The following is a 23,237-nucleotide window of genomic DNA, read 5'->3' as shown; positions in this document are numbered from 1 at the left end:
GAAGTCCAACTTGTCGTATTGATGAGTGCTCGCTGCGGATGGTGCAAAAAAGGCAGGACGCGAAGGACAGACGATGGTCGGCTGCCTTTATCGGTTAGGATTGGCCAAAATGTCGACATGTACTACAAAAAATAAGGAATTTTCGGCGTGAAGCTCAGTGATATCGCTCAATTGGCAGGTGTTTCCGTAACCACGGCCAGCTATGTCATCAATGGAAAAGCCGAGCAGCAGCGCATCAGCAGCAGCACGGTCGAGCGCGTACGCGCTGTGGTCGAGGAACACGGCTTTACCCCCAACCCGCAAGCGGCCGGACTGCGCAGCCGGCACACGCGCACCTTGGGGTTTATCCTCCCGGACCTTGAAAACCCGAGTTATGCCCGCCTGGCCAAGCAACTCGAACAAGGCGCCCGTGCCCGGGGCTATCAGTTGCTGATCGCCAGCTCCGACGATGCCCCGGAAAGTGAGCGCCAGTTGCTCAAGCTGTTTCGTGCCCGCCGTTGCGACGCCCTGTTCGTGGCCAGTTGCTTGCCCGAAGAAGATGACAGCTACCGCCAGTTGCAAGATCTGGGCATGCCGATCATTGCCATTGACCGGACGATGGAGCCGGAGCGTTTTTGTTCGGTTATCAGTGATGACTGCGAAGCCAGCCTGCAATTGACCCGCAGCCTGTTACAGCCATTGCCCCGGCAGATTGTATTGATCGGCGCCCGTCCTGAACTGAGCGTCAGTCAGGCCCGTGAGGCCGGGTTCAAGCAGGCTGTCGAAGGGTTTGAAGGCGAAGTCCTGATTGAACACGGCGCGGCCTTCAGCCGCGAATGTGGACGCCGGATCATCGATGAATTGCTGGCGCGTCAGGGGCACTTCCCGGATGCGCTGATCACGACCTCATACGTGCTGTTGCAGGGGATGTTCGACGCATTGCTGGAGCACCCGACCCAGCGCCCGCCCTTGCGCCTGGCCACCTTTGGTGACACACAGTTGCTGGATTTCCTGCCGCTGCCCGTCAATGCCATGGGCCAGCAACACAAACTGATCGCCGAAACAGCCCTGAACCTGGCGCTGGCAGCCATTGAAGAGCAGAACTACGTGCCCGGCATTCATGCGATCGCACGTAATTTCAAACAGCGTATCCATCAGGCCTGAGCATGCAGTTGATCGACACCCACACCCACCTCGACTTCCCGGACTTTGACGCTGACCGCCCGCAGTTACTGGCGCGCAGTCGAGCGTTGGGTGTTGAAAAAATGGTGGTGCTGGGGGTCTATCAGAGCAATTGGCAGCGATTGTGGGATCTGGTGCAAACCGACAGCCAGCTGTATGCCGCCTTTGGCTTGCACCCGGTGTACCTCAACGATCATCGTCCTGAGCAGGTGATTGAGCTCGAGCAATGGCTGAGCCGCCTGGCAGGGCATCCGCAGTTATGTGCGGTGGGGGAAATCGGCCTGGACTACTTTCTTCCCGAACTCGACCGTGACGGCCAGCAAACGCTGTTTGAAGCGCAGCTGCAATTGGCCGCCGACTTTCAACTGCCCGCCCTGCTCCACGTCAGGCGCAGCCATGCTCAGGTGATTGCGACACTGAAGCGCTTGCGGCTAAAGCGCGGCGGGATTGTTCATGCATTTGCAGGCAGTCGCGAAGAAGCCCGCGAATATATCAAGCTGGGATTCAAACTGGGTCTGGGTGGCGCGGCCACCTGGCCGCAGGCCTTGCGCCTGCGAAAAGTGATCGCCGATTTGCCGCTGGACGCCCTGGTGCTGGAAACCGACGCCCCCGACATGGCGCCTGCCATGCACCCCAACCAGCGCAACAGCCCGGAGTACTTGCCCGATATTTGCCAGGCACTGGCCGAGGTGATGGGCATCAGCCCGGAGCGTTTAGCCGAGGCCAGTACGACTAATGCCTGTGAGGTCTTTGGCTGGAAGCACTGAGCGCAGCCTGTGTAATTTCTTGTGGGAGCGGGCTTGCTCGCGATTCAGACAACTCGGTGGGTCAGGCATACCCAGTCGATACCATCGCGAGCAAGCCCGCTCTCACAGCGATGAAATGCGGCTCTACAGCAGCAACGCCCACACCGCAAAACACGCATACCAAAGCACCGCCGCGCGCAGCAACAAGGCCCAGAGGGTGTCGAGGCTGCCCACACCTTCAGGTCCGGCCTGTGGCGCGGGGATTTCGGCAGCGGCACAGCCAGCCTTGTTGATCAGTTGCGCGGCGCTGATGTCCCAACTCAGCAGCTCATGCAGCATCACTCGACTGACCGCTGCGAAGTTGCCTACCAGCGCAAAACTCGCGGCCAGCAGCCGCACCGGCAACCAATCAAAGGCATGCCGCAACTGCCCGGCACGTTCGACCAGTGCCGGATTCTGGCTGTGCTCTGCCGCCAGGGCCAGCAAGCGATAGCTCAAGACCACCACAGGCCCCAGCAGGAAATACCAGAAAATCACCGCAAAAAAGCTCTGGTAGGCCTGCCACAACAAATGCCCCTGCACCTTCTCCAGCAATTGCTCGCCGCTGTCGGCACTGACGCCCAGATCACGCTCGGCAACATGGGCAGCCGCCTGCAAGTCGCCACGCCGCCAGGCGTCGCGAAACGGCCCGAGCCCGCCCAGCAGATCGCCGCGCCCCAGGCTGTAAATCACCACCAGCAGGTGGATCGGCAGCGCCAACAGGCCATAAGCCACAGGGTGCAGCACCACCAGGAGCAGGCCCAATACGGCTGCAGGCAATGCAATCAGGATGAACAACACCCACCAGGGTTTATTGCCAAGGCCGGGGCTGGCTTCAAGCTTGTGCAACTCGCGCAGCCAGCCACCGTCACATTGCAGGCGCTGACGCAAACCCGAGAACTTCTCGACCAGAATCGCCAGCAGTAACACCACAAAACTCATTGTTTCTCTCCTGTGTGCTGCAACGCGCTGCGAAAGCGCATCCAATCAAAAGCCGGCCCCGGATCCGTCTTGCGCCCCGGTGCAACGTCGCTATGACCACATATCCTGCGGGGGGTGATATCGGGAAAAGCCGCCTGCAATTGCCGGCTCAAGGCTGTCAACGCCTGATACTGCGCCTCCGTGAAGGGCAGCTCATCGGTGCCCTCAAGTTCAATGCCCAGGGAAAAGTCATTGCAGGTCTCTCGCCCTTCAAAGCTCGAAACCCCCGCATGCCATGCTCGATCAAGGCAGGAGACAAACTGGGTCACAGTGCCATCTCGCTCGATCAGGAAATGCGCACTCACTTTCAAGTCCGCAATGCCTTCAAAGTAAGGATGCTCTGTGACGTCCAGTCGACTCTGGAAGAATTCCTGAACCTTGCCGGTGGCGAACTGCCCGGGGGGCAAGCTGATGTTGTGGATAACCAGCAGGGAGATTTCGTCACTAGGGCGCGCATTGAAGTTGGGGGACGGACAATGGCGCACACCTTGAAACCAGCCGCTCGCGGGGTCCAATTGCATACAGGCTCCTTCAACAGGCAAAACGAAAGGCCCAGTATGCCGCGATGAGCGCGCCGATGGGGAGCAATCTGCGTACTACCCGTCTACTCCGGGCTGGACTGACGCAGACTGTCTATTACCGACTCCAGCGCCCGGTCAATCAATAAGCGGTCGTCGAGCGGCAAAACAGTCCCGTTGCGCAGCTGGACGATCAGATCGGTGCGGTTTCTTTCCAGCACCTTGGCCCCGATGCGATTGACAAAAATATGCGTGCCGCCGGGCTCCAGGATCGTAATCAGCTTGCAGCGCAGGGATGTGTTGTCGTCTTCCTGGAGTTCAATCCAGGTACCAATACGCAACTGGCTGACCAGCAACAGCCCAAGGTGGCCCTGCTCATCAAGAACGGGCAAGGGCACTGTCTGCGGCTCGGGTTCAAACGTGGGGCAACTGCGAGCCTGCGCCGCATCACGGGTGCGCTGCTCAAGCAACTCACTGCGGCTGTATTCGCCGCGGGTAAACATCAAAAAGTCATGCAGCAACGATTCAAGCAGCGCCGGGTTATTGCCCGCATACCGCACCAGTTGCAGAACCACGTGCTCGATTTTGCGATACAGCAGATCGTTGCAGTCATCGGCACTCTCGCCACAGCCAATGGCGGCGCCAGCGATCACATTGAGCAAGCGACGGGCCGGGTGGCTGTCACAACTGAAAAAGTTCTGATCGCTCTGGGCGATCTGCAGCACCGGTTCGCGCAACAGTCCCAGCAGCTTTCTCAACGCAGGTGACAGGTTCCGGTCATCGCGGATGTAATCGAATAATAGCCCTACCAGGTAGCTCGCATTTTCACTGGTATCGGGTAATTCCTGCGCAAGGGCACCGGCTTTCACTGCGCAGCACGAGGTCTTTTCCGATAGGTCGGGTAACACACCCGTGGCGATCAACAACTGGTTTGCATCGGCGTACAGATGCTCGGTCCTGCTGAGCAGGTACTTCTCGAACAGGCGCAGCATGATGAGCTTGACCTTGATGTCCACGCCCTGATCCCGTTCGGCCTGCAAAAAGTACTCGCACAGCCGGGCCGGGCCCAGGGGGTTGTTCTGCTCATCCAGGGGGATGCAACTCAGGGTATTGAGACGAGTGCTCAACTGGCACAGGGCCAACTGGTTGCGGTTCAGTACCCGCGTCACCATTGCACTGGTCACTTGAGCCCGCTCAAGGTCATTGGCCATCAGTGAGAACGCAGCCTGTATCGGGGCGCCAGCCTGTAGCGTGGGCTCACTGACATCGGGTTGGGTCAGACTGACAAAGGCATCAAACAGGTGCTCAAGAAAGCCGCGCTCAATGTGTTTGCGCTTGAGCCGCACATCGCGCATGGCTTCAAAAAACAGGCTCTGCTCGGTATCGCTTTGAGCCTTGTCGGCCATTTCAAACAAGGTTTCATCGGCATTGTCGAACAGCGCCTGCAATTCGATCCTGAGCTGCTGAGCGGCTTTGTCATGAACCTGCAGCAGGATCACAGGCAGGCGGGCAAGTGGCGAATGCATCGCCAACTCAGTGGCGGTCCTGTGCACAGGCCCCACTTTCCCGTCATTTTGCATCCTGGCCTCCCTGAAGGGTCTCTTCGCTTGCCAGTGAACGCTCGTGGTCAGAGCCATTTTTAACGCTCACAAACAGAAGCCGGCAGTGGCGCATGCACTGGCCGGTGTATCGAAATTAAGGCAATGGCTGTACGTCAAACCTATGGCGCCAATCCAAAGGCGGATTATCTTGCAAAAGAAGGCGCTTGTACCAGTGGACTCTTCATTTGAATGACCAAGGGTGAGTATTAATGTTCAAAGTGCCGAAAGAAGCACATTGCAGGCATTTGCTTGTGACTCTGCGCACACCTTGGGTTCGCCAGCGGCATGGCCCTATAATCGGCGCACTTTGTTTGTGGAGCTCGTTATGCCGAATTTACGCCTGGCCGACCTCACTGCCGAAATCGAAGCCAACGTGCGTCGTGCGTTAGCCGAAGACATTGGCAGCGGCGATATCACTGCACGGCTGATCCCGGCCGAACGCTTGGCCAAAGCCACGATTATCACCCGTGAAACAGCGGTCATCAGCGGTACCGCCTGGGTCGACACTGTCTTTCGCCAGCTTGACCCCCGGGTTGCCGTGCATTGGCAAGTCGCCGATGGCGAGCGTGTGAGCCCCAACCAAGTGCTGTTCCACCTTGAAGGCCCTGCCCGCTCACTGCTCAGCGGTGAACGCAGTGCACTGAACTTTCTGCAATTGCTGTCGGGCGTTGCTACCCACGCGCAATACCTGGCCGATCAAGTGGCCGACACCCAGGTCAAGTTGCTGGACACCCGCAAAACCCTGCCGGGCCTGCGTCTGGCGCAAAAATACGCAGTGACCTGCGGCGGTTGCCACAATCACCGTATCGGTCTGTACGACGCATTTTTGATCAAGGAAAACCATATCGCTGCTTGCGGCGGCATTGCCCAAGCCATCAGCGCTGCGCACAAAATCGCACCGGGCAAGCCGGTAGAGATAGAAGTCGAAAGCCTGGAGGAACTCAAGGAGGCTCTGGCAGCAGGCGCTGACATCATCATGCTCGACGAATTGAGCATGGACGATATGCGTGAAGCGGTGCGTCTGAACGCGGGTAAAGCCAAACTGGAAGCCAGCGGCGGCATCAACGAGACAACCTTGCGCCCGATTGCCGAAACTGGCGTGGACTACATCTCGATTGGTGCCATGACCAAGGATGTCAAAGCAGTGGATTTGTCGATGCGCTTGAGCCTCTGAACAGCCCTGCTTCCACAGGTTGTTGCCGGTTGATCAAGACAGCGCAAAGCCCTGGCACTTCAGCTCATGCGCCAGTAGCCATTGCTTGGCCGCCAGCCCACCGGCGAAACCGGTCAGTGTTCCGTTGCTGCCAATCACGCGATGGCACGGGATGATGATCGGAATCGGATTACGCCCATTCGCGGCCCCCACCGCCCGAGACGCCTTGGGCCGATCGATTTGCTGCGATAGCTGCCCGTAACTGGTCGTCACCGCGTAGGGAATGGTGGTCAGCGCTTGCCATACCGACTGCTGGAACTCAGTGCCCAAGGGCTTGAGCAGCAAGTCGAATGTCAGGCGCTCACCCGCAAAGTACTCTTCCAATTGACGTCGGACTTCAGCGAGTTTGCCGGGCGAGTGCACCCAACCGTCCAACGGCGTATGCGGCCGGCGCTCCAGCTCGAAACGCACTTCTCGCAGCCCTTCATCATCGGCGACCAAAAACAGCGGGCCAATGGGTGATGGCATGTGTTCGTAGTACACAGTTTTCATGTTCATACCTTTCGTGCAGACGCCGAGTCGGTGGCTGCGCGCCATAAATACATCACTGAATAGGCCCGCCACGGGCGCCAGCTTTCGGCCAGTGCCTGCAGCGCCCTGGTACTTAACGCACTGCCGCCGGGGTTGGCTTCGCGGCGCAGAATCAAGTCTGCAGCCGGAAACGCATCGGGGTGTTTGAGCACGCGCATGGCGATGTAGTGGGCGGTCCATTCACCAATGCCGGGCAGTTGCACCCAACGGCTGATAAAGCGCTCTAACGGTTGCTCCACCGCAAAATCGACGCTGCCATCGATAAGCGCACCCGCAATCCCCTTGATCGTATTGATACGTGCCTGGGTAATACCCAGTTGCCCAAGGTCGGCATCTACCAATTGCTGCGGTCCCGGAAACAGTCGATCCAGGCCAGAACCGGCACCCGCTTCAATGGCAATTCCGTAGCGCTGCACGATACGACTGGCAAGGGTTCGCGCAGCGGCCACACTGACTTGCTGCCCCAGCACGGCCCGTACGGCCACTTCAAATCCGTCCCAGCCACCGGGCAATCGCAGGCCCGGATACCGTTCGATAACCGGCGCCAGCAGCGGGCTGAGGCTTAACGTGCGGGCGATGGCGAGAGGGTCGGCATCCAGGTCGAACATCCGTCGAATCCGCGTGACCACGCCCAGCATCTGGCTTGGCGCCACGTTGTGCAGTTCCAGTTGCAGCGCATGCTGCTCCCCCGGCCATTGGCTGATCCGCAGCCAGCCTGGCGCATCCGCCGTGCCAAAGACCCGCTGGTAACTGCGCCCGTCGACTCGCTCAATACCGGGCAAGGCCCGACTCTGTAAAAAACCCAGCAGGGCTGTGAAGTCATAAGGCGGGCGATAACCCAGTCGCAGTACCAGGGCCTTGTCCGCACGAGCCTTTGGGCTGCGCCTGAAGGCCCTGGGTTCAGCATGATTGGCCTCGGCAAAGGCCGCATTGAAACGGCGCAGACTGCCAAAGCCGGAAGCCATGGCCACTTCGGTGATCGACAGGTCGGTTTCGGTCAACAATTGCTTGGCAAATAACAGGCGCTGAGTGGAATGCACCGCCATCGGTGGCGCCCCCAAGTGCTGAACAAACAAGCGACGCAATTGCCTGCTCCCCATGTTCATGCGTTCCGCCAGCGCCTCCAGCGAATGATCCGCCAGATAACCTTCATTAATGAGCTTGAGCGCTCGCGCCACCAGATGCTCCCCCTGCAACCAAAGCTGATTGCCCGGCGCCAGCTCCGGCCGACAGCGCAGGCAAGGGCGAAAGCCCTGAGCTTGAGCCGCTGCGGCGCTGGGGTAATACACCACATTTTGCGCTTTGGGGGGTCGAGCCGGGCACACGGGGCGGCAGTAGATCCGGGTACTGAGCACCGCCGTAAAAAACACCCCGTCAAAACGCGCATCGCGGCTCAAGCGAGCGATTTCGCAGGCGGCGATACTGGGCGTGGACAGGCAGTTATCTGAGTTCATAAGCCGCACAATAGCACCGCAACTTTACCGGTTCTCGCCATTTTCGGACGTCAATGTGGGCCGTTGGTCAAACCGGTCTTGGTCCGCGATTGCACAGCACAATGCCCGCCAAACTGACCGGGCCAGACCTGCGGTGCCCGTTAAATGGACACCGCAGGAAAGCTCACACAACGCGTTTTACTGACAGGCACCGCTGGCCAGGCAGGTGCCGTTTTGTGTCCAGGTCAGGGTAGCGCCTGAACCGCTCAACGTCGGGACCAGCACGCTGACCCAACCACCGGCGGCCTGAGTGCCGGCCATGGTAATCACGCCATCTATCACCGTCATGCCCGCTGCCAGGTTGTCAGTGGCTTCGGCCGGGGCAGGAATGCCGTTGGTGCCTGCATCGCAAACCGCCAGGTCATTGCTCTGACTGAAGCACAGGGCAACGGCTGTCTTGTAGGTGTTGCCGATTGCGTTCACCTCGGCAAAACGGGTCTTCATGACGTGGTCGTTGTAAGCCGGAAATGCAAACGAAGCGATCAGGCCAATAATCGCAACAACGATCATCAGTTCGATCAGGGTGAAGCCTTTTTGTTGTTTCACGCGGAGTCTCCGAAGAAGTGGCGCCAATCAGCGCCGTAGCAATGCTGTGCAGCCAAAAAAGTGCGCACAGGCTATCAAGGTTAGTGGGCCGATGCTCCACAACTGCATCACTGACACCTTTGGACACGCTCAAGGAGGCGGGCCCAGGCTCAGCGCATCTAGTCTTTGGACTCACAACACAGCAGGACGCTCAGCGTTCCAGGGATGGATGCATGGCAACACAGGCCATAAAGAACAAGCGCTACCAATGGGAGGGCTCTGACCTGAAGGGGTCTGCGATCAGCGGTCAAATCACGGCCGACAGCCACGCCATGATCCGGGCCCGTCTCAGTCGCCAAGGTATTACCGTTAGTAAAATCCGGCGCCATGCAAACAGTGAGTCCCCTTCAGGGAAATCCATTACAACACTGGATATCACTCTGTTCACGCGCCAGCTGGCCACCTTGATCAGCGCTGGCATCCCGCTGCTTCAGGCACTGGACGTGATTGCCAAGGGGTTTGAACAACGGGCAATGCGCCAGCAGGTCATCGAGCTTAAGCAGGACATCGGCGCTGGGACCAGCCTGACGGCTGCGCTGCGCAAAAAGCCGGCCTGTTTTGACCCTCTGTTCTGCAGCCTGGTTGAAGCAGGCGAGCAAGCCGGGGCCCTGGACGTGCTACTGCGTCGCGTCGCCACCCACAAGGAAAAAACAGAAGCGCTGAAAAAGAAACTCAAGAAAGCCATGACCTATCCTGTCGCCGTACTGCTGGTGGCGCTGGCGGTGTGCAGCATTTTGTTGATTGAAGTGGTCCCGCAATTTCAGGGGGTGTTCCACTCATTCGACGCACAACTTCCCGCGTTCACCTTGTGGGTGATCGCCCTCTCGCAAACGCTGCAAGTCTACGGTCTGTGGTTGCTGGGCATTCTAGGCGTTACCCTTGCGGGCTTGCGGCATCGCTACAAAAACTCTATTGCATTGCGCCAGCGCGTTGATGCATGGCTGTTAAAACTGCCCGTCATGGGCAACCTGCTGCATTTGACGGCAATGGCCCGGTTTTCCCGCACGCTGTCGACCACCCTGACTGCCGGTGTGCCGCTGCTTGAAGCGCTGAATTCGGTGGCCAGCGCCACTGGCAACAGCCAGTACAAAGAGGCCGTACTGCGCCTCAGGCAACAGGTGGCGACAGGCAGCCAGATCCATGTGGCCATGAGCGCAGCCGGAGTCTTTCCGGGCATGGCTGTGCAGATGGCCGCCATTGGCGAAGAATCCGGCACACTGGACAACATGCTTGACCACGTAGCCGCCTATTATGAAGGCGAAGTCGACACCCTGGTCGATAACCTGACAACGTTGATGGAGCCGGTAATCATGGTGGTACTTGGAGTCATGGTTGGCGGGCTGGTCATCGCCATGTACCTGCCCATTTTCAACCTGGGTCGAGTGATCTGAGCATGATGGATTTTTTGACCACTGAACCCGACGCGTTCATCGCCTGCACCCTGATCCTGGGGTTGCTGGTGGGCAGTTTTATCAATGTGCTGGTGTGGCGTTTGCCAAAGATGCTTGCACAGGACTGGCAGTCCCAGGCCCGCGAACTGCTGGATATGCCAGCGCCCGCCGAGGGCCCTGTGTATAACTTGATGTTGCCCCGCTCCCATTGCCCCGCATGCCAGCATTCACTGCGGGCCTGGGAGAACATTCCGCTACTGAGCTACCTGGTGTTGCGGGGTAAGTGCTCGAACTGCAAAACGGCTATCAGCCTGCGCTATCCATTGACTGAGCTGTGTTGCGCGATCCTGTCGGCGTTTGTTGCCTGGCATTACGGTTTTGGCGTGCAAGCGGGTTGCATGCTCCTGCTAACGTGGGGGCTGCTCGCCATTTGCCTGATTGATATCGACCATCAGATCGTACCCGACTCTCTGGTGCTTCCCCTGCTGTGGCTGGGGTTGTTGCTGAACAGTTTTTCCACGTTCACGACTCTGGAACAGGCCGTATGGGGCGCGGCAATGGGCTACGCAAGCCTGTGGTCGGTGTTCTGGGTATTCAAGCTGATCACAGGCAAGGAAGGCATGGGCTATGGCGACTTCAAGTTGCTGGCTATGCTTGGCGCGTGGGGCGGGTTTACGGTTCTGCCCTTGACCATCCTGTTGTCCTCGCTATTGGGGGCGCTGGTGGGGTTGAGTCTTTTGGCCATGCGCCGGGCCAATACCTCGACCCCCATCCCCTTTGCGCCGTATCTGGCAATTGCCGGCTGGATTGCATTGCTCTGGGGTGGTCAAATAACCGGCTTCTATTGGCAGATTTCGGTTTGACACGATGACTCCACCTTCCAAACCCTGGATTCTCGGGCTGACCGGCGGTATCGGTAGCGGCAAAAGTGCCGCCGCCGAACATTTTGCCGCGCTGGGCGTACACGTGGTGGACGCCGATCATGCTGCACGCTGGGTTGTCGAGCCGGGGCGCCCGGCGCTGGCCACAATCGCAGAGCATTTTGGCGATGAGGTGCTGCAAGCCGATGGGCAGCTCAATCGAGGCGCGCTACGCAACCTCATCTTTTCCGACCCTGAGCAACGTCGCTGGCTTGAGGCGCTGCTACATCCGCTGATTCGTGAAGAGATCGCGAACAACCTGGCCCAGGCACAATCGCCCTACGCCATTTTGGTCTCGCCGCTGCTCATCGAGTCAGGGCAATACACCACAACCCAGCGCGTGCTGGTGATCGATGCGCCCCAAGCCGTGCAGATACAACGCACGTTATTGCGCGACAACACCACCGAGCAGCAGGTGCAGGCCATTCTCAAGGCTCAGGCCAGTCGCGAAGATCGCCTTCGCCACGCTGACGATGTGCTGGTCAATGACAACGATCTGAAGGCGTTGCAGACTGAGGTCGAACGCCTGCATAACTTTTATCTAACTTTGCGTGGAGGCCAACCATGACCAAACCTATGACCATAGACTGCCCGACGTGTGGCACAGCCGTGCAATGGGATACCACCAACGCTTTCCGCCCCTTTTGCTCGGACCGCTGCAAGCTGATTGACCTGGGTGCCTGGGCATCCGAAGAACACAAGATTCCGGTGAGCCCGGATGCTGAAGATGATCTGTTCTCTGAGGACCTGAGCGAACGCCTGCACTAAAAACGTGGGAGCGGGCTTGCTCGCGATTCAGGCAACTCGGCCTGTCAGGTAAACCTCAGCGATACCATCGCGGGCAAAACCGGCTCCCACAGGGCAAGGCAATTATTCGGGGCCATCATCCTTGCCCGGCGCCGCCAGGTAGCGGGTGCGGTTAAAGGTCTCAAGCCATTCAGGGCAGAACACCACCAGTGCCGTGACCAGCATCCCGTTGATAAACGCCTCGGGAAAGATGATCAGCCACAGATAGCCGACAAAGTCCTCCAGCCAGAACGGCATGACGAACAACCCGTCCAGCCACAACACCCCCAGCACCGCCCCTACGCACAGCAACGCCGCCAATGCTGCGGCAAAAAAACCCGAGCAGAAGATATAGACAAAGGGATTACGCGGCTGCGCCCGCTCGACAATACGCGCACACCCTTCGGTCACGGCGATTGGCAACAGAATCAACAACACGCCATTGACGCCCATGGCGGCCAGATCCTGACGACCCAACAACACCAGCCCGGCTTGCGCCAGAAGCGCACCGACCACCGCCAGCGGCCAGTCGAGCAGCAACGTGACCACCGTCAAGCCAATAAAGTGATACGACACCCCGACTTCGAAGTCGCGCCGTACCAGCCACAGTAAAAACAGCCCGAATACCGTGCCAAACAACAGGTGCTGGCGACGCGTATCGCTAAACAGCTCAACCCAGGGGGCGCGCCAGATGGCCCACAGTACAACGGGAACATAGATCAGCCAGCCGATCACCATCGTTGGCGTGGATAACACCTGGGTACTTATCATCTGCCTTGCCCTGCCTGTTCAAAACACACCGCTCAACCCTCCCTGTTGAATGCGCCTGAGTCTACACCCGGACTTTCAGTAACACCTGTTTCAAGGCTAAGCTGCGTTCATGGACGACTCAGACTATCTACGCTTGCTCACCATCCAGGCCGAGCAAGCCAATGCCTTTTTATCCAATGCCCGCAAATGGGAGCGTGAGCGTTGGGTTTGCCAGCGCCTGCTGCAAGGGTTGAACATTCCCTATCACAACGAAGACTTCATCCAGGCGAGCCAGGAGCCCCCGGACGTGCTGTTTGGTGATGCGCGCTTTGAAGTGTTCTTTGTGCTCGATGAAGGCCGGCGCCTGAACGATGAATGGCGCGAAGAGCTCCAGCGTCGCCGCAGCGCTTACTCCCTGAGCCAGCTGGTACGTCGCGAAGCGCGACCCAAGCGGATTCCGGCGAGCAAACTGTTGCAGCGCCTGGGCCCTACCCTGCACAAAAAAGCCAACAACTACCAAGAGCGCGATATCGATCTGGGCCAACTGGACATCATTGCGTTTTCCAGCCTCAAGCGCGAAGTCCTGGACCTCAACAGCCACTTCCCGCCTCCGACTGAATATTTGCGCCAGGGCTGGCGGTCGCTGTCACTGGTAGGGCCGACCTTTGCCCGCGTACTGTTTGCACAACCGGATGCGCCGGACTTTCTACGCAACAACCTGGGTCGCAGCATTATTTTCGATGTCGGTATCAGCCTGTGAGTCCCCTACAGGAGCTGATAGCTGACGTCCCGCAAACCGGTCGAGTGCGCTGGATCGGGGTGCGCCCCGAGTCACGCGCCGACATGCTTGAGCTGGACGCCGTAGAAGCCCGTCGCGAAGCCGGACTGACTGGCGATCATGCCCGGCCCGGCGCCCGTAATGCCCGACAAGTGACGCTGATTCAGTGGGAGCACATCGCCGTCATCAACTCCCTGCTGGGGCGATCCTGGGAGCATCCGGTTCTGGCCCAGGATTTACGACGCAATCTAGTGATCAGCGGGATCAACCTGTTCAGCCTCAAAGGCCGACGGTTCAAGATTGGCCAGGCCATTTTTGAAACCACTGGCTGGTGCCAGCCGTGTGCGCGACTGGAGCAACGCCTGGGTCGGGGCACGTTCCAGGCAGTACGTGGCCACGGCGGAATCACGGCCCGGGTGATCGAAAGCGGGATCATTCGTCTGGAGGACGAACTGCGGGTCGAGCCATTGGGACCTGACGGCTATGCTTCTTTTCATCCCGGTTGATCAATGCTGTAGCTTTTACACTTCCTGCAACGTCTATTTGACGAGGCCAAAAAAATGCCCAGCCGCCTGAACCCAGATGATCTGAAGCATGTCGAAGAGTACCTGCAACTGCCACAACATCAGGTTGAGCGCCGGCCTTTCAGGCCCTGGCTGCTCCTTGCAATCGTGGTGATAGTGGTGATCGGCATGGGCCTTTTGAGCCGCCTCCTGAGTTACCTGGCGCTATGAGCTGCGTTGCGCTCGCCCGGGTAGGTTCAGGCACAGAATTCTTTTCAAGCCTTGTGAGTGATACCCATGACCCATCGTATTGTTATCGTCGGCGGCGGCGCCGGCGGCCTGGAGTTGGCGACCCGCCTGGGCAAGACTCTGGGCAAGCGCGGCAAGGCCAGCGTCACGCTGGTCGATGCCAACCTGACCCACATCTGGAAACCGCTGTTGCATGAAGTCGCTGCCGGTTCACTGAACTCATCTGAAGACGAACTCAACTACGTCGCTCAAGCCAAATGGAATCACTTCCAATTTCAGCTGGGCCGTATGAGCGGGCTGGATCGTGAGCTGAAAAAGATCTCATTGTCGGCAACCCTCGACGAAAACGGTCAGGAGCTGGTGCCTGCTCGCGACCTGAGTTACGACACGCTGGTGATTGCCGTTGGCAGCACTACCAATGATTTCGGCACCAAGGGTGCGGCCGAACATTGCCTGTTCCTGGACACCCGCAAGCAGGCCGAGCGCTTTCATCAGCAATTGCTCAATCACTACCTGCGCGCTCACGCCGGGCAAGGTGATGTACTCGAGCAGATCAGCGTCGCCATTGTCGGCGCGGGCGCGACCGGGGTTGAACTGGCTGCCGAATTGCACAATGCCGCACACGAACTGGCGGCTTATGGCCTGGATCGCATCAAGCCTGAAAACATGCATATCACCCTGATCGAAGCCGGCCCACGGGTATTGCCCGCACTGCCGGATCGTATTGGCGGGCCTGTGCATAAAACCCTGGAAAAACTCGGCGTGACCGTCCTGACCAACTCTGCGGTGAGCGAAGTCACCGCCGAAAGCCTGATTACCAAGGACGGCCAGGTGATTCCTGCAAGCCTCAAGGTATGGGCTGCCGGGATTCGTGCACCGGGCTTTTTGCAGGAAATCGCAGGCCTGGAAACCAACCGCATCAATCAATTGGTAGTGCGCCCTACCCTGCAAACCACCCGCGATGACAATATTTTTGCTTTTGGTGATTGCGCGGCCTGCCCGCAGCCGGGCACCGACAAAATGGTTCCGCCTCGCGCCCAGGCGGCTCACCAACAAGCCTCGCTGCTGGCCAAGTCGCTGAAACTGCGGATTGAAGGCACCTCGCAACTGCCGGACTACAAGTACCGCGATTATGGCTCGCTGATTTCACTGTCGAGTTTTTCGGCTGTGGGTAACTTGATGGGCAGCCTGATGGGCACTGTCATGCTGGAAGGCTGGTTGGCGCGGATGTTTTATATCTCGCTGTATCGCATGCACCAAATGGCGCTTTACGGCACCTTCCGGACCTTGATGCTGATGCTGGGCAGCAGGATCGGACGCGGCACCGAGCCGCGCCTGAAACTGCACTAAGTACGACTACAGAGCCGCGTAATCAGCGCCCTGCGTGGTTTCCTGCCTCGGCTTCACGGCCTTTAAAGCCGTGGGGCTGATGCTCTTCGAAGAATTTAATATCCCGTACAAAGTCGGCCAGCAACAGTTTGGCCATGTCGATCGACATCCCCTGCTTCACCAGAATCCGCTGCACAACCACGTTTTCTACATTGGCAGGCAAGCTGTACGCGGGCACCAGCCAGCCACGTATGCGCAGGCGATCCGCCAGGTCATACAGGGAGTAGGTGGTTTTCGCCCCCGGCTTCAAACGCCAGGTCAGCGCCGGAATCCCCAGTTGCGGATCACCGTTGAAAAGCATCTCGAACGGCCCGATCTTGACCAGCTCTCGCGCCAGAAACTGCGCCGTTTCGTAGCACGCCGAATGAATACGCTCATACCCCTCACGCCCCAGACGCAAGAAGTTGTAGTACTGGGCAATGATCTGCCCGGCTGGACGCGAAAAGTTCAGAGCGAAAGTCGGCATGTCGCCGCCCAAGTAGTTCACGTGGAAGATCAGGCCTTCAGGCAACTCCTTGGCATCGCGCCAAACCACCCAGCCCGCGCCTATCGGTGCCAGGCCGAACTTGTGGCCGGAGGTGCTGATGGATTTGACCCGGGGCACACGGAAGTCCCACAGAATATCCGGCGCGCAGAACGGCGCCAGCATGGCGCCACTTGCACCATCGACGTGAAGATCGACACTCAGGCCGGTGCTTTTTTCCAGATCGTCCAGGGCATCGGACAGCGGTTTTACGGTTTCATACAGACCGGTAAACGTCTGCCCGAAGGTCGGCACCACCACGATGGTGTTTTCATCGACCCGCTCCAGCATGTCCTCTGGCGTCATGAACCAATGCCCTTCCGACATCGGCACTTCACGAATTTCTATGTCCCAGTAACGGGCAAATTTGTGCCAACAGACTTGCACTGGACCGCACACCATATTCGGCGTGGACGCAGGCTTGCCAGCCGCTTTGCGCACCGCACGCCAGCGCCACAACGCAGCCAGGCCACTGAGCATGCAGGCCTCACTGGAACCCACGGTGGAAGTACCGAGGGTGGTGGCCGCCGCCGGGGAATGCCATAGGTCCGCCAGCATATGGATGCAACGATTTTCCAGCTCCGCCGATTGCGGGTACTCGTCCTTGTCGATCATGTTCTTGTCGATCGACAGATCCATCAGCTTGTGGACTTCATCCTCTTCCCATGTCTGGCAGAAGGTGGCGAGGTTCTGGCGGGCGTTGCCATCCAGGTACAGCTCATCGTGGACTAACTGATAAACCTCTCGTGGCGACTGCTCCGCCTCCGGGAAGCCCTTGGTCGCAGCGGCGTGAGCCAGTTCTGAAGAACCAAAAACGGGATCGGTGCCCGAGTTGTGCTTGATGCGGTGCAGCGCCATGAGAACTCTCCTTGAGTAATGAACGTTAACCGGGCCAGTCATATTCACTCTGACTCAGCCTTCGCCAAGGCAGCATAGACAAGCATTTTGAGTCTGCTGTCCGATTTCCGACCACCGTGAGTTTTCCGATCTATAGTTTCGTTTCTTGAAAGTTCTCACGGAGCGAGCACGATGAAGCAAAGACCCACGACCGCAGACAGCACGGTAAAACAGGCGCTGGAGCAGGCATTGCAACGGTATTCAGGTAATCAGCACGGCAAGAATGCCAGCTACATTCCTTACTTGGCCTCAGTGCCCTCCCACCTGTTCGGCATCAGCATCATGTTCTGTGATGGCACCCATGCCGAGGTAGGCGACACGGATTACGCCTTCGCCATCGAGTCGATTTCCAAAGTATTTACCCTCGCCCATGTGCTCGATCAGGTCGGGCCTCAGGCCTTGCGCAGCAAGATCGGCTGCGACCCGACCGGAGAGCCATTCAACTCGGTGGTTGCCCTGGAGCTGCATAAGGGCCGACCGCTCAACCCCTTTGTGAACGCAGGCGCGATGGCCACAGTCAGCCTGATTGAGGCCGATTCTGCGCAAACTCGCTGGGCTCAGATACAGGCGACCTACAACGCTTTTGCCGGACGCGAACTGACGGTAAACGACGAGGTTTACCAATCCGAAGCCAGCAGCAACCAGCACAATCGCGGCATTGCCTGGCTGCTGCAAAGTTACGGGTATATGTACGCCGACCCCATGCAAGTGTGCGACGTATACACCCGCCAATGCTCGGTAGCGATTACCTGTCATGACCTGGTGACCATGGGCGCGAGCCTGGCCAACGGCGGCGTCAACCCGATAACTGGCAAACAGGTAGTGGCAGCCAAACACGTGGCACCCATCCTCTCCGAGATGACCTTGAATGGTCTGTATGACACCACTGGCGACTGGTATTACAAGGTCGGTCTACCGGGTAAAAGCGGGGTCGGTGGCGGGATTCTCGCGGTGGTTCCTGGCGTATGCGCCATCGCAGCCTTTGCTCCGCCACTGGATGTGGCAGGCAATAGCGTTCGCGGCCAGCTGGCCGCCGAATACCTCAGCCGCACGCTCAACCTGAGCTTGCTGCACTAATCACGCAAAATGAGGAAGGCGTTCATGACTACCGCCAGCAAAACCAAAACTTACATGTCATGGCTCACCATCTGTTTCATGATGGTTGCCGCGGTTGCCAGTATCCGTTCACTGCCCAGCATGGCCGTGTATGGCCTGGGCTCGGTTTTTCTCTACATCATTCCGGCACTGCTGTTTTTCATCCCCGTATCGCTGGTTGCTTCTGAGCTGGGAACCGGCTGGAACGGCGGGATTTATGGCTGGGTCAGACAAGCCTACGGCGATCGGCCAGGCTTTTTCATCATGTGGTTCATGTGGGTCCAAGTGGTTGTCTGGTACCCGATCGTGCTCGGATTTGGCGCCAGTACCATGGCGTATCTGATCAACCCGGAACTGGCCAAAAGCGGGGTATTCACGGCCTCCGTCATTATTGTCCTGTATTGGTTATCGACATTTGTCGCCCTCAATGGCCTGACGACACTGTCAAAACTGACGTCTTGGTTCATGCTGCTGGGCACCGCATTGCCTGCCGCATTGCTGGTTCTGCTCGGCGTAGCCTGGCTGGTACTGGGGCATAAATCCGCAACGCCGCTCACCTGGGATGCGTTGATTCCGGCCATTTTCGATACACATTCCACGGTCAGAACCGGCTCACACAATCTGCACCCGGATTTATGGCGAGAATTTACCGGCGCCATCACTGGCCTGGTTCTGATTGTGAGTAACTTCCTGGCGTTTGCGGGTATCGAAATGAACGCCATTCACGCCCGCGAGTTGCGTAACCCGCAAAAAGAAATGCCTCGGGCGATTCTTTTGGCCTTCTTTATGATCTTGCTGGTGTTTATCCCACCGACCGTGGCGATTTCACTGGTGGTTCCTGCTGACTCGACCAGCCTCACAGCAGGTGTTATCCAGGCTTATGCCGCCTTCTTTGCGGGCTTCAACATGCCGTGGGCAACACCGATCATGGCTATCTTGCTGATTATCGGAGCACTGGGCGGGGTCCTGGCCTGGACTGCCGGACCGTCCACCGGCCTGCTGTTCGTGGGCAAGGCCGGGATGCTTCCACCCGTGATGCAGAAAGTGAACAGCAAGGGCGTGCAGAAAAACATCCTGTACCTGCAGGCCGTTATCGTCACGCTGCTCTCGACTATCTATATCTTTCTCGACAACGTATCTGATGCGTTCTGGATGATCAGTGCGATGGCGGCGCTGATGTACCTGATCATTTACGTATTTATGTTTATGGCGGCCATGAAACTGCGCAAGACACAGCCCAACGTAAAACGTGGCTATGTGCTCAAAGGGCTGCATGGCTGGTGTTTCCTGGGGCTGTTCTCGACCTGCGTGGCGCTGATTTTCGGCTTTATTCCGCCCAATAATTTCAGCAGCATGCCGTTTTTCGAGTATGCGGGGATTCTGTTGCTCGGACTGGTCGTGGCCGGGGTGCCGCCGTTTATCTTCTATGCGTTGCGCAAACCGTCATGGCAGATGGTGCCCAAGGCCGAATCTGATCAATATTCTGCAGCCTTGCAGGATCTTCAAGACGCGGACAATAAGGCTGCTACCGCAAGCGCAAGTGCAAGCACGCCTCCTGCATCCGCAGCACCTGCAACCTGAGGAAGGTTTTCTACAGGCATAAAAAAAGCGTCCCGAAGGACGCTTTTTTTATGGTCGCTGATGCGATTGGCATCAGTACCTTATTTTCTACACCCATTACTGCTGGGCAGAAAATGGTCGGGGTAAGGGGATTCGAACTCCTGACATCCTGCTCCCAAAGCAGGCGCGCTACCGGACTGCGCTATACCCCGGTAAAAAAAAGGCACCTTCTAGAGGCGCCTTCTGCGATCAGTGCTTTTGGCCTCTGATCTTAAGATCTAGCCCCAGTGAACTGGAGCCAAAAATGGTGGGTCGTGTGGGATTCGAACCTACGACCAATTGGTTAAAAGCCAACTGCTCTACCAACTGAGCTAACGACCCAAAAATGGTCGGGGTAAGGGGATTCGAACTCCTGACATCCTGCTCCCAAAGCAGGCGCGCTACCGGACTGCGCTATACCCCGGCTTGAAAATGGCTCCACGACCTGGACTCGAACCAGGGACCCAATGATTAACAGTCATTTGCTCTACCAACTGAGCTATCGCGGAACTACATATTTCAATCTACAACGTTGTTGCTGTACTGCTTTGCAACACTCTTCGAGTTCTTCGCATCTCTGCGTTGGCGTCTCTGAGGTCGGCTATTCTACAAGCTTTAAAACCCTTGTCAACCCTTATTTTTCGTTAGAAGACAATTACTTAGCTCTTCTAGCGGGCTTCCTGGTTTGGGCCAAGTTGCCGTTGCGGGTGACTTACTGCGGGGCGCATCTTACAAGCGTTTTCCTTACAGATCAACACCCTAAGTAAAAAAAGGCCTCGCAATGCGAGGCCTCCCTTAAAGTACTGCTTTCAAGCCTTATACAAAGACGATTTCGTCGTCCTTCACACTGGCTGTCACAGTAGTGCCCGGCAAGAACTGACCCGAAAGAATCAGCTGTGCCAGAGGGTTCTCGATCCAGCGCTGGATTGCACGTTTCAGAGGGCGTGCGCCATACACAGGGTCGTAACCTACCGCAATCAGCTTATCCAGAGCCTCCTGATTCAACTCAAGGCTCAGGTCGCGCTCGGCCAGACGACCACGCAGACGACCCAACTGGATATCAGCGATGCCGGCAATCTGATCACGAGCCAGAGGCTCAAAGATCACCACTTCGTCGATCCGGTTTACAAACTCAGGACGGAAGTGGGTACTTACCGCATCCATCACCGCAGCACGTTGTGCTTCGCGATCGCCTACCAGTTCCTGGATCTGTGCAGAGCCCAGGTTGGAAGTCATCACGATCACCGTATTGCGGAAGTCTACGGTGCGACCATGACTGTCAGTCAGACGACCGTCTTCAAGCACTTGCAGCAACACGTTGAACACGTCCGGATGAGCCTTCTCGACTTCGTCCAGCAGGATCACCGAGTAAGGCTTGCGCCGTACGGCTTCGGTCAAGTAACCGCCTTCTTCGTAACCCACATAGCCTGGTGGTGCACCAATCAGTCGAGCCACGGAATGTTTCTCCATGAACTCCGACATGTCGATCCGCACCATTGCCTCTTCTGTATCAAAGAGGAACTCGGCCAGCGCCTTGCACAACTCGGTTTTACCCACACCGGTCGGGCCAAGGAACATGAACGAGCCGCTTGGGCGGTTCGGGTCACTCAAGCCTGCACGGGAACGGCGTACCGCGTTGGACACCGCCACAACGGCTTCGTCCTGACCAATCACACGTTCATGCAGCAAGCTTTCCATCTTCATCAGCTTGTCGCGTTCGCCTTCGAGCATCTTGGAGACAGGGATACCCGTCCACTTCGAGACCACTTCAGCGATTTCCTCTTCGGTCACTTTGCTGCGCAGCAACTGGTTTTCAGTTTTGCTGCTGTGCTCGTCGACCATCTGCAGACTGCGCTCCAGATCGGGAATGATCCCGTACTGCAATTCAGCCATGCGGTTGAGGTTGCCGCTGCGCCGTGCCACTTCAAGCTCCTGGCGCGCTTGCTCGATCTTCTGCTGGATCTGGGCAGAGCCCTGCACTTCGGCTTTTTCCGAGGTCCAGATTTCTTCCAGGTCCGAATACTCGCGCTCGTGACGCTCGATTTCTTCCTGCAATTTCTCGAGGCGTTTTTTGGCCGCCTCGTCTTCTTCTTTCTTCAGCGCCTGAGCTTCAACCTTGAGCTGAATCAAGCGACGCTCCAGACGGTCCAGTACCTCAGGCTTGGAGTCGATCTCCATGCGGATACGGCTGGCCGCCTCATCCATCAGGTCAATGGCCTTGTCAGGCAACTGACGATCCGTGATGTAGCGATGGCTGAGCTTGACCGCGGCAATGATTGCGCCGTCGGTAATCGCCACTTTGTGGTGAACCTCATAACGCTCTTTCAGGCCACGCAGGATCGCAATGGTGTCTTCTTCGCTCGGTTCGTCCACCAGAACTTTCTGGAAGCGACGCTCAAGCGCTGCGTCCTTCTCAATGTATTGACGGTACTCGTTGAGCGTGGTGGCACCTACACAGTGCAACTCACCACGGGCCAACGCAGGCTTGAGCATGTTGCCCGCGTCCATTGCACCCTCGCCCTTGCCGGCACCGACCATCACGTGCAGCTCGTCAATAAACAGAATGACCTGGCCTTCCTGTTTGGACAGCTCGTTCAGTACCGCTTTGAGGCGTTCTTCGAACTCACCGCGGAACTTGGCACCGGCAATCAGCGCACCGATATCCAGGGACAGCAGGCGTTTGCCTTTGAGGCCATCAGGCACTTCGCCGTTGATGATTCGTTGTGCCAGCCCCTCGGCAATCGCGGTTTTACCTACACCAGGCTCACCGATCAGTACCGGGTTATTTTTGGTACGGCGCTGCAGGACCTGAATGGTGCGACGAATTTCATCGTCACGGCCGATGACCGGGTCGAGCTTGCCGTCTTCGGCACGCTTGGTCAGGTCGACGGTGTACTTGTCCAGTGCCTGACGCGACTCTTCAACGTTCGGGTCATTGACCGCTTCGCCGCCACGCAGGTTGTTGATGGCGTTTTCCAGGGCCTTCTTGGTCACGCCCTGACCCAGCAACAATTTGCCCAGCTTGCTGTTGTCGTCCATCGCAGCCAGCAACACCATTTCACTGGTGATGTACTGATCGCCTTTTTGTTGCGCCAGACGGTCAGCCTGATTCAACAGACGCGCCAGATCCTGCGACATATTCACGTCGCCAGTAGGGTTCTGGATTTTTGGCAGCTGATCGAGCTCTTTAGTCAGCTCTTTGCGCAGGCTGTTTACATCAAAACCGACTTGCATCAGCAATGGCTTGATCGAGCCGCCCTGCTGTTCCAGCAATGCCTGCATCAAGTGCGCAGGCTCTATGGCCGGATGATCAAGGCCAACGGCCAAGGATTGAGCATCGGACAAGGCCAACTGCAACTTGCTAGTTAATCTATCTATACGCATTCGTCACCTTCCTTATGAGCAGGCCGGAGGGATGGAAACTCCTGAATGAAGAAACCTGCCAGATACCATAGTAGATGCGGGCGATTACGGGAGTTTCAAGCCGTA

22 protein-coding genes and 4 tRNA genes are annotated in these 23,237 nt (G+C 57.7%); 13 read left to right on the top strand and 13 right to left on the bottom strand.

The genetic code is table 11. The features are described 5' to 3' along the window. Positions 1-147: 147 nt before the first annotated feature. Both cra and AACY07_RS03455 read left to right on the top strand, forming a co-directional pair. Complete coding sequence (cra, locus tag AACY07_RS03460; protein ID WP_326398508.1) at positions 148-1,143, top strand: catabolite repressor/activator; 996 nt, start codon at positions 148-150, stop codon at positions 1,141-1,143. Positions 1,144-1,145: 2 nt separating this feature from the next. Next, positions 1,146-1,928, top strand: coding sequence for a TatD family hydrolase (locus AACY07_RS03455; protein WP_339473466.1), 783 nt, complete (start codon positions 1,146-1,148; stop codon positions 1,926-1,928). 123 nt (positions 1,929-2,051) lie between these two features. On the opposite strand, the gene ampE is transcribed toward AACY07_RS03455, so the two are convergent. The 3 genes from ampE to AACY07_RS03440 form a co-directional block, all read right to left on the bottom strand. Then, on the bottom strand, positions 2,052-2,888 hold the full coding sequence (gene ampE, locus AACY07_RS03450; RefSeq protein ID WP_133078562.1) for a regulatory signaling modulator protein AmpE: 837 nt from the start codon (positions 2,886-2,888) through the stop codon (positions 2,052-2,054). Beyond that, positions 2,885-3,448, bottom strand: coding sequence for a 1,6-anhydro-N-acetylmuramyl-L-alanine amidase AmpD (ampD, locus tag AACY07_RS03445; RefSeq protein ID WP_339473464.1), 564 nt, complete (start codon positions 3,446-3,448; stop codon positions 2,885-2,887). The genes ampE and ampD overlap by 4 nt, the downstream gene beginning before the upstream one ends. 83 nt (positions 3,449-3,531) lie before the next feature. Beyond that, positions 3,532-4,971 (bottom strand): DUF1631 family protein, encoded by a 1,440-nt coding sequence (locus tag AACY07_RS03440; RefSeq protein ID WP_445261346.1) that lies wholly within the window; start codon positions 4,969-4,971, stop codon positions 3,532-3,534. Between the two features lie 400 nt (positions 4,972-5,371). Here AACY07_RS03440 and nadC point away from each other — a divergent pair, with 400 nt between their 5' ends. Beyond that, positions 5,372-6,220, top strand: a complete 849-nt coding sequence (gene nadC, locus AACY07_RS03435) for a carboxylating nicotinate-nucleotide diphosphorylase (RefSeq protein ID WP_133078565.1) — start codon at positions 5,372-5,374, stop codon at positions 6,218-6,220. A 33-nt stretch (positions 6,221-6,253) separates the two neighbouring features. Here the strand turns inward: nadC and AACY07_RS03430 are convergent, their stop codons facing one another. From AACY07_RS03430 to AACY07_RS03420, 3 genes are all read right to left on the bottom strand, one after another. Further along, positions 6,254-6,751, bottom strand: coding sequence for a methylated-DNA--[protein]-cysteine S-methyltransferase (locus AACY07_RS03430; protein ID WP_339473460.1), 498 nt, complete (start codon positions 6,749-6,751; stop codon positions 6,254-6,256). Between the two features lie 2 nt (positions 6,752-6,753). After that, entirely contained in the window at positions 6,754-8,244 is a 1,491-nt protein-coding gene (locus AACY07_RS03425; RefSeq protein ID WP_339473458.1) for an AlkA N-terminal domain-containing protein, read from the bottom strand. Positions 8,245-8,421: 177 nt separating this feature from the next. Then, a complete protein-coding gene (locus tag AACY07_RS03420) occupies positions 8,422-8,829 on the bottom strand; it encodes a pilin (protein WP_133078568.1) in 408 nt (135 codons plus the stop codon). Positions 8,830-9,041: 212 nt separating this feature from the next. Between AACY07_RS03420 and AACY07_RS03415 the strand changes: the two genes are divergently transcribed. From AACY07_RS03415 to yacG, 4 genes are read left to right on the top strand one after another with little or no spacing between them, the layout of a single operon-like run. Beyond that, on the top strand, positions 9,042-10,259 hold the full coding sequence (locus tag AACY07_RS03415) for a type II secretion system F family protein (RefSeq protein ID WP_339473457.1): 1,218 nt from the start codon (positions 9,042-9,044) through the stop codon (positions 10,257-10,259). Then, entirely contained in the window at positions 10,256-11,122 is an 867-nt protein-coding gene (locus AACY07_RS03410) for a prepilin peptidase (protein ID WP_339473909.1), read from the top strand. The genes AACY07_RS03415 and AACY07_RS03410 overlap by 4 nt, the downstream gene beginning before the upstream one ends. Before the next feature lie 4 nt (positions 11,123-11,126). Continuing rightward, positions 11,127-11,747, top strand: a complete 621-nt coding sequence (gene coaE / locus AACY07_RS03405; protein ID WP_326398515.1) for a dephospho-CoA kinase — start codon at positions 11,127-11,129, stop codon at positions 11,745-11,747. Beyond that, positions 11,744-11,947 carry a DNA gyrase inhibitor YacG gene (gene yacG, locus AACY07_RS03400; protein ID WP_016779444.1) on the top strand — a complete coding sequence of 68 codons (204 nt, stop codon included), beginning with the start codon at positions 11,744-11,746 and terminating at the stop codon, positions 11,945-11,947. The genes coaE and yacG overlap by 4 nt, the downstream gene beginning before the upstream one ends. A 102-nt stretch (positions 11,948-12,049) precedes the next feature. On the opposite strand, the gene AACY07_RS03395 is transcribed toward yacG, so the two are convergent. Beyond that, on the bottom strand, positions 12,050-12,736 hold the full coding sequence (locus AACY07_RS03395; protein WP_133078572.1) for an energy-coupling factor ABC transporter permease: 687 nt from the start codon (positions 12,734-12,736) through the stop codon (positions 12,050-12,052). Positions 12,737-12,845: 109 nt separating this feature from the next. On the opposite strand from AACY07_RS03395, the gene AACY07_RS03390 reads away from it, so the two are divergent. The 4 genes from AACY07_RS03390 to AACY07_RS03375 all read left to right on the top strand — a co-directional run bounded on the left by AACY07_RS03390 (position 12,846) and on the right by AACY07_RS03375 (position 15,595). Continuing rightward, the gene (locus tag AACY07_RS03390; protein ID WP_133078573.1) at positions 12,846-13,475 is read left to right on the top strand and encodes a DUF1780 domain-containing protein; all 630 of its coding nucleotides are present in this window, start codon (positions 12,846-12,848) and stop codon (positions 13,473-13,475) included. Further along, positions 13,472-13,999, top strand: a complete 528-nt coding sequence (locus AACY07_RS03385; RefSeq protein WP_339473455.1) for an MOSC domain-containing protein — start codon at positions 13,472-13,474, stop codon at positions 13,997-13,999. The genes AACY07_RS03390 and AACY07_RS03385 overlap by 4 nt, the downstream gene beginning before the upstream one ends. Positions 14,000-14,053: 54 nt before the next feature. Continuing rightward, positions 14,054-14,227: a DUF3094 family protein gene (locus AACY07_RS03380; RefSeq protein ID WP_338649150.1), complete on the top strand. Its 174-nt coding sequence runs from the start codon at positions 14,054-14,056 to the stop codon at positions 14,225-14,227. Positions 14,228-14,293: 66 nt separating this feature from the next. After that, the gene (locus AACY07_RS03375; protein WP_133078576.1) at positions 14,294-15,595 is read left to right on the top strand and encodes an NAD(P)/FAD-dependent oxidoreductase; all 1,302 of its coding nucleotides are present in this window, start codon (positions 14,294-14,296) and stop codon (positions 15,593-15,595) included. Between the two features lie 22 nt (positions 15,596-15,617). Here AACY07_RS03375 and AACY07_RS03370 read toward each other — a convergent pair whose 3' ends face one another. Continuing rightward, the gene (locus tag AACY07_RS03370; protein ID WP_133078577.1) at positions 15,618-17,015 is read right to left on the bottom strand and encodes a glutamate decarboxylase; all 1,398 of its coding nucleotides are present in this window, start codon (positions 17,013-17,015) and stop codon (positions 15,618-15,620) included. 171 nt (positions 17,016-17,186) lie between these two features. Between AACY07_RS03370 and glsA the strand changes: the two genes are divergently transcribed. Together glsA and AACY07_RS03360 are read left to right on the top strand one after the other, a co-directional pair. Then, positions 17,187-18,131, top strand: coding sequence for a glutaminase A (glsA, locus tag AACY07_RS03365; RefSeq protein ID WP_133078578.1), 945 nt, complete (start codon positions 17,187-17,189; stop codon positions 18,129-18,131). Positions 18,132-18,155: 24 nt separating this feature from the next. Continuing rightward, the gene (locus tag AACY07_RS03360) at positions 18,156-19,730 is read left to right on the top strand and encodes an amino acid permease (RefSeq protein ID WP_133078579.1); all 1,575 of its coding nucleotides are present in this window, start codon (positions 18,156-18,158) and stop codon (positions 19,728-19,730) included. Positions 19,731-19,844: 114 nt separating this feature from the next. Here AACY07_RS03360 and AACY07_RS03355 read toward each other — a convergent pair. The 5 genes from AACY07_RS03355 to clpB form a co-directional block, all read right to left on the bottom strand. Beyond that, positions 19,845-19,921, bottom strand: a tRNA-Pro gene (locus AACY07_RS03355). Positions 19,922-20,014: 93 nt separating this feature from the next. Then, a tRNA-Lys gene (locus tag AACY07_RS03350) sits at positions 20,015-20,090 on the bottom strand. Between the two features lie 5 nt (positions 20,091-20,095). Next, a tRNA-Pro gene (locus AACY07_RS03345) sits at positions 20,096-20,172 on the bottom strand. A 9-nt stretch (positions 20,173-20,181) separates the two neighbouring features. Continuing rightward, positions 20,182-20,257 (bottom strand) — tRNA-Asn (locus AACY07_RS03340). Positions 20,258-20,564: 307 nt separating this feature from the next. Continuing rightward, positions 20,565-23,132: an ATP-dependent chaperone ClpB gene (clpB, locus tag AACY07_RS03335; protein ID WP_133078580.1), complete on the bottom strand. Its 2,568-nt coding sequence runs from the start codon at positions 23,130-23,132 to the stop codon at positions 20,565-20,567. Positions 23,133-23,237 lie beyond the last annotated feature (105 nt).

The sequence above is a fragment of the Pseudomonas sp. RL_5y_Pfl2_69 genome (assembly GCF_963970465.1).
GTDB lineage: Bacteria > Pseudomonadota > Gammaproteobacteria > Pseudomonadales > Pseudomonadaceae > Aquipseudomonas.
Note: the sequence above shows the minus strand (reverse complement) of the source record. Positions and strands in the feature narration are given on the sequence as shown.

What these genes read in the sequence shown, in the direction of transcription:
- AACY07_RS03455 (WP_339473466.1), top strand. Translation starts at nt 1,146, where the DNA reads ATGCAGTTGATCGACACCCACACCCACCTCGACTTCCCGGACTTTGAC.
- ampE (WP_133078562.1), bottom strand. Translation starts at nt 2,888, where the DNA reads ATGAGTTTTGTGGTGTTACTGCTGGCGATTCTGGTCGAGAAGTTCTCG.
- ampD (WP_339473464.1), bottom strand. Translation starts at nt 3,448, where the DNA reads ATGCAATTGGACCCCGCGAGCGGCTGGTTTCAAGGTGTGCGCCATTGT.
- AACY07_RS03440 (WP_445261346.1), bottom strand. Translation starts at nt 4,971, where the DNA reads ATGCATTCGCCACTTGCCCGCCTGCCTGTGATCCTGCTGCAGGTTCAT.
- nadC (WP_133078565.1), top strand. Translation starts at nt 5,372, where the DNA reads ATGCCGAATTTACGCCTGGCCGACCTCACTGCCGAAATCGAAGCCAAC.
- AACY07_RS03430 (WP_339473460.1), bottom strand. Translation starts at nt 6,751, where the DNA reads ATGAAAACTGTGTACTACGAACACATGCCATCACCCATTGGCCCGCTG.
- AACY07_RS03425 (WP_339473458.1), bottom strand. Translation starts at nt 8,244, where the DNA reads ATGAACTCAGATAACTGCCTGTCCACGCCCAGTATCGCCGCCTGCGAA.
- AACY07_RS03415 (WP_339473457.1), top strand. Translation starts at nt 9,042, where the DNA reads ATGGCAACACAGGCCATAAAGAACAAGCGCTACCAATGGGAGGGCTCT.
- coaE (WP_326398515.1), top strand. Translation starts at nt 11,127, where the DNA reads ATGACTCCACCTTCCAAACCCTGGATTCTCGGGCTGACCGGCGGTATC.
- yacG (WP_016779444.1), top strand. Translation starts at nt 11,744, where the DNA reads ATGACCAAACCTATGACCATAGACTGCCCGACGTGTGGCACAGCCGTG.
- AACY07_RS03395 (WP_133078572.1), bottom strand. Translation starts at nt 12,736, where the DNA reads ATGATAAGTACCCAGGTGTTATCCACGCCAACGATGGTGATCGGCTGG.
- AACY07_RS03390 (WP_133078573.1), top strand. Translation starts at nt 12,846, where the DNA reads ATGGACGACTCAGACTATCTACGCTTGCTCACCATCCAGGCCGAGCAA.
- AACY07_RS03380 (WP_338649150.1), top strand. Translation starts at nt 14,054, where the DNA reads ATGCCCAGCCGCCTGAACCCAGATGATCTGAAGCATGTCGAAGAGTAC.
- AACY07_RS03375 (WP_133078576.1), top strand. Translation starts at nt 14,294, where the DNA reads ATGACCCATCGTATTGTTATCGTCGGCGGCGGCGCCGGCGGCCTGGAG.
- AACY07_RS03370 (WP_133078577.1), bottom strand. Translation starts at nt 17,015, where the DNA reads ATGGCGCTGCACCGCATCAAGCACAACTCGGGCACCGATCCCGTTTTT.
- glsA (WP_133078578.1), top strand. Translation starts at nt 17,187, where the DNA reads ATGAAGCAAAGACCCACGACCGCAGACAGCACGGTAAAACAGGCGCTG.
- AACY07_RS03360 (WP_133078579.1), top strand. Translation starts at nt 18,156, where the DNA reads ATGACTACCGCCAGCAAAACCAAAACTTACATGTCATGGCTCACCATC.
- clpB (WP_133078580.1), bottom strand. Translation starts at nt 23,132, where the DNA reads ATGCGTATAGATAGATTAACTAGCAAGTTGCAGTTGGCCTTGTCCGAT.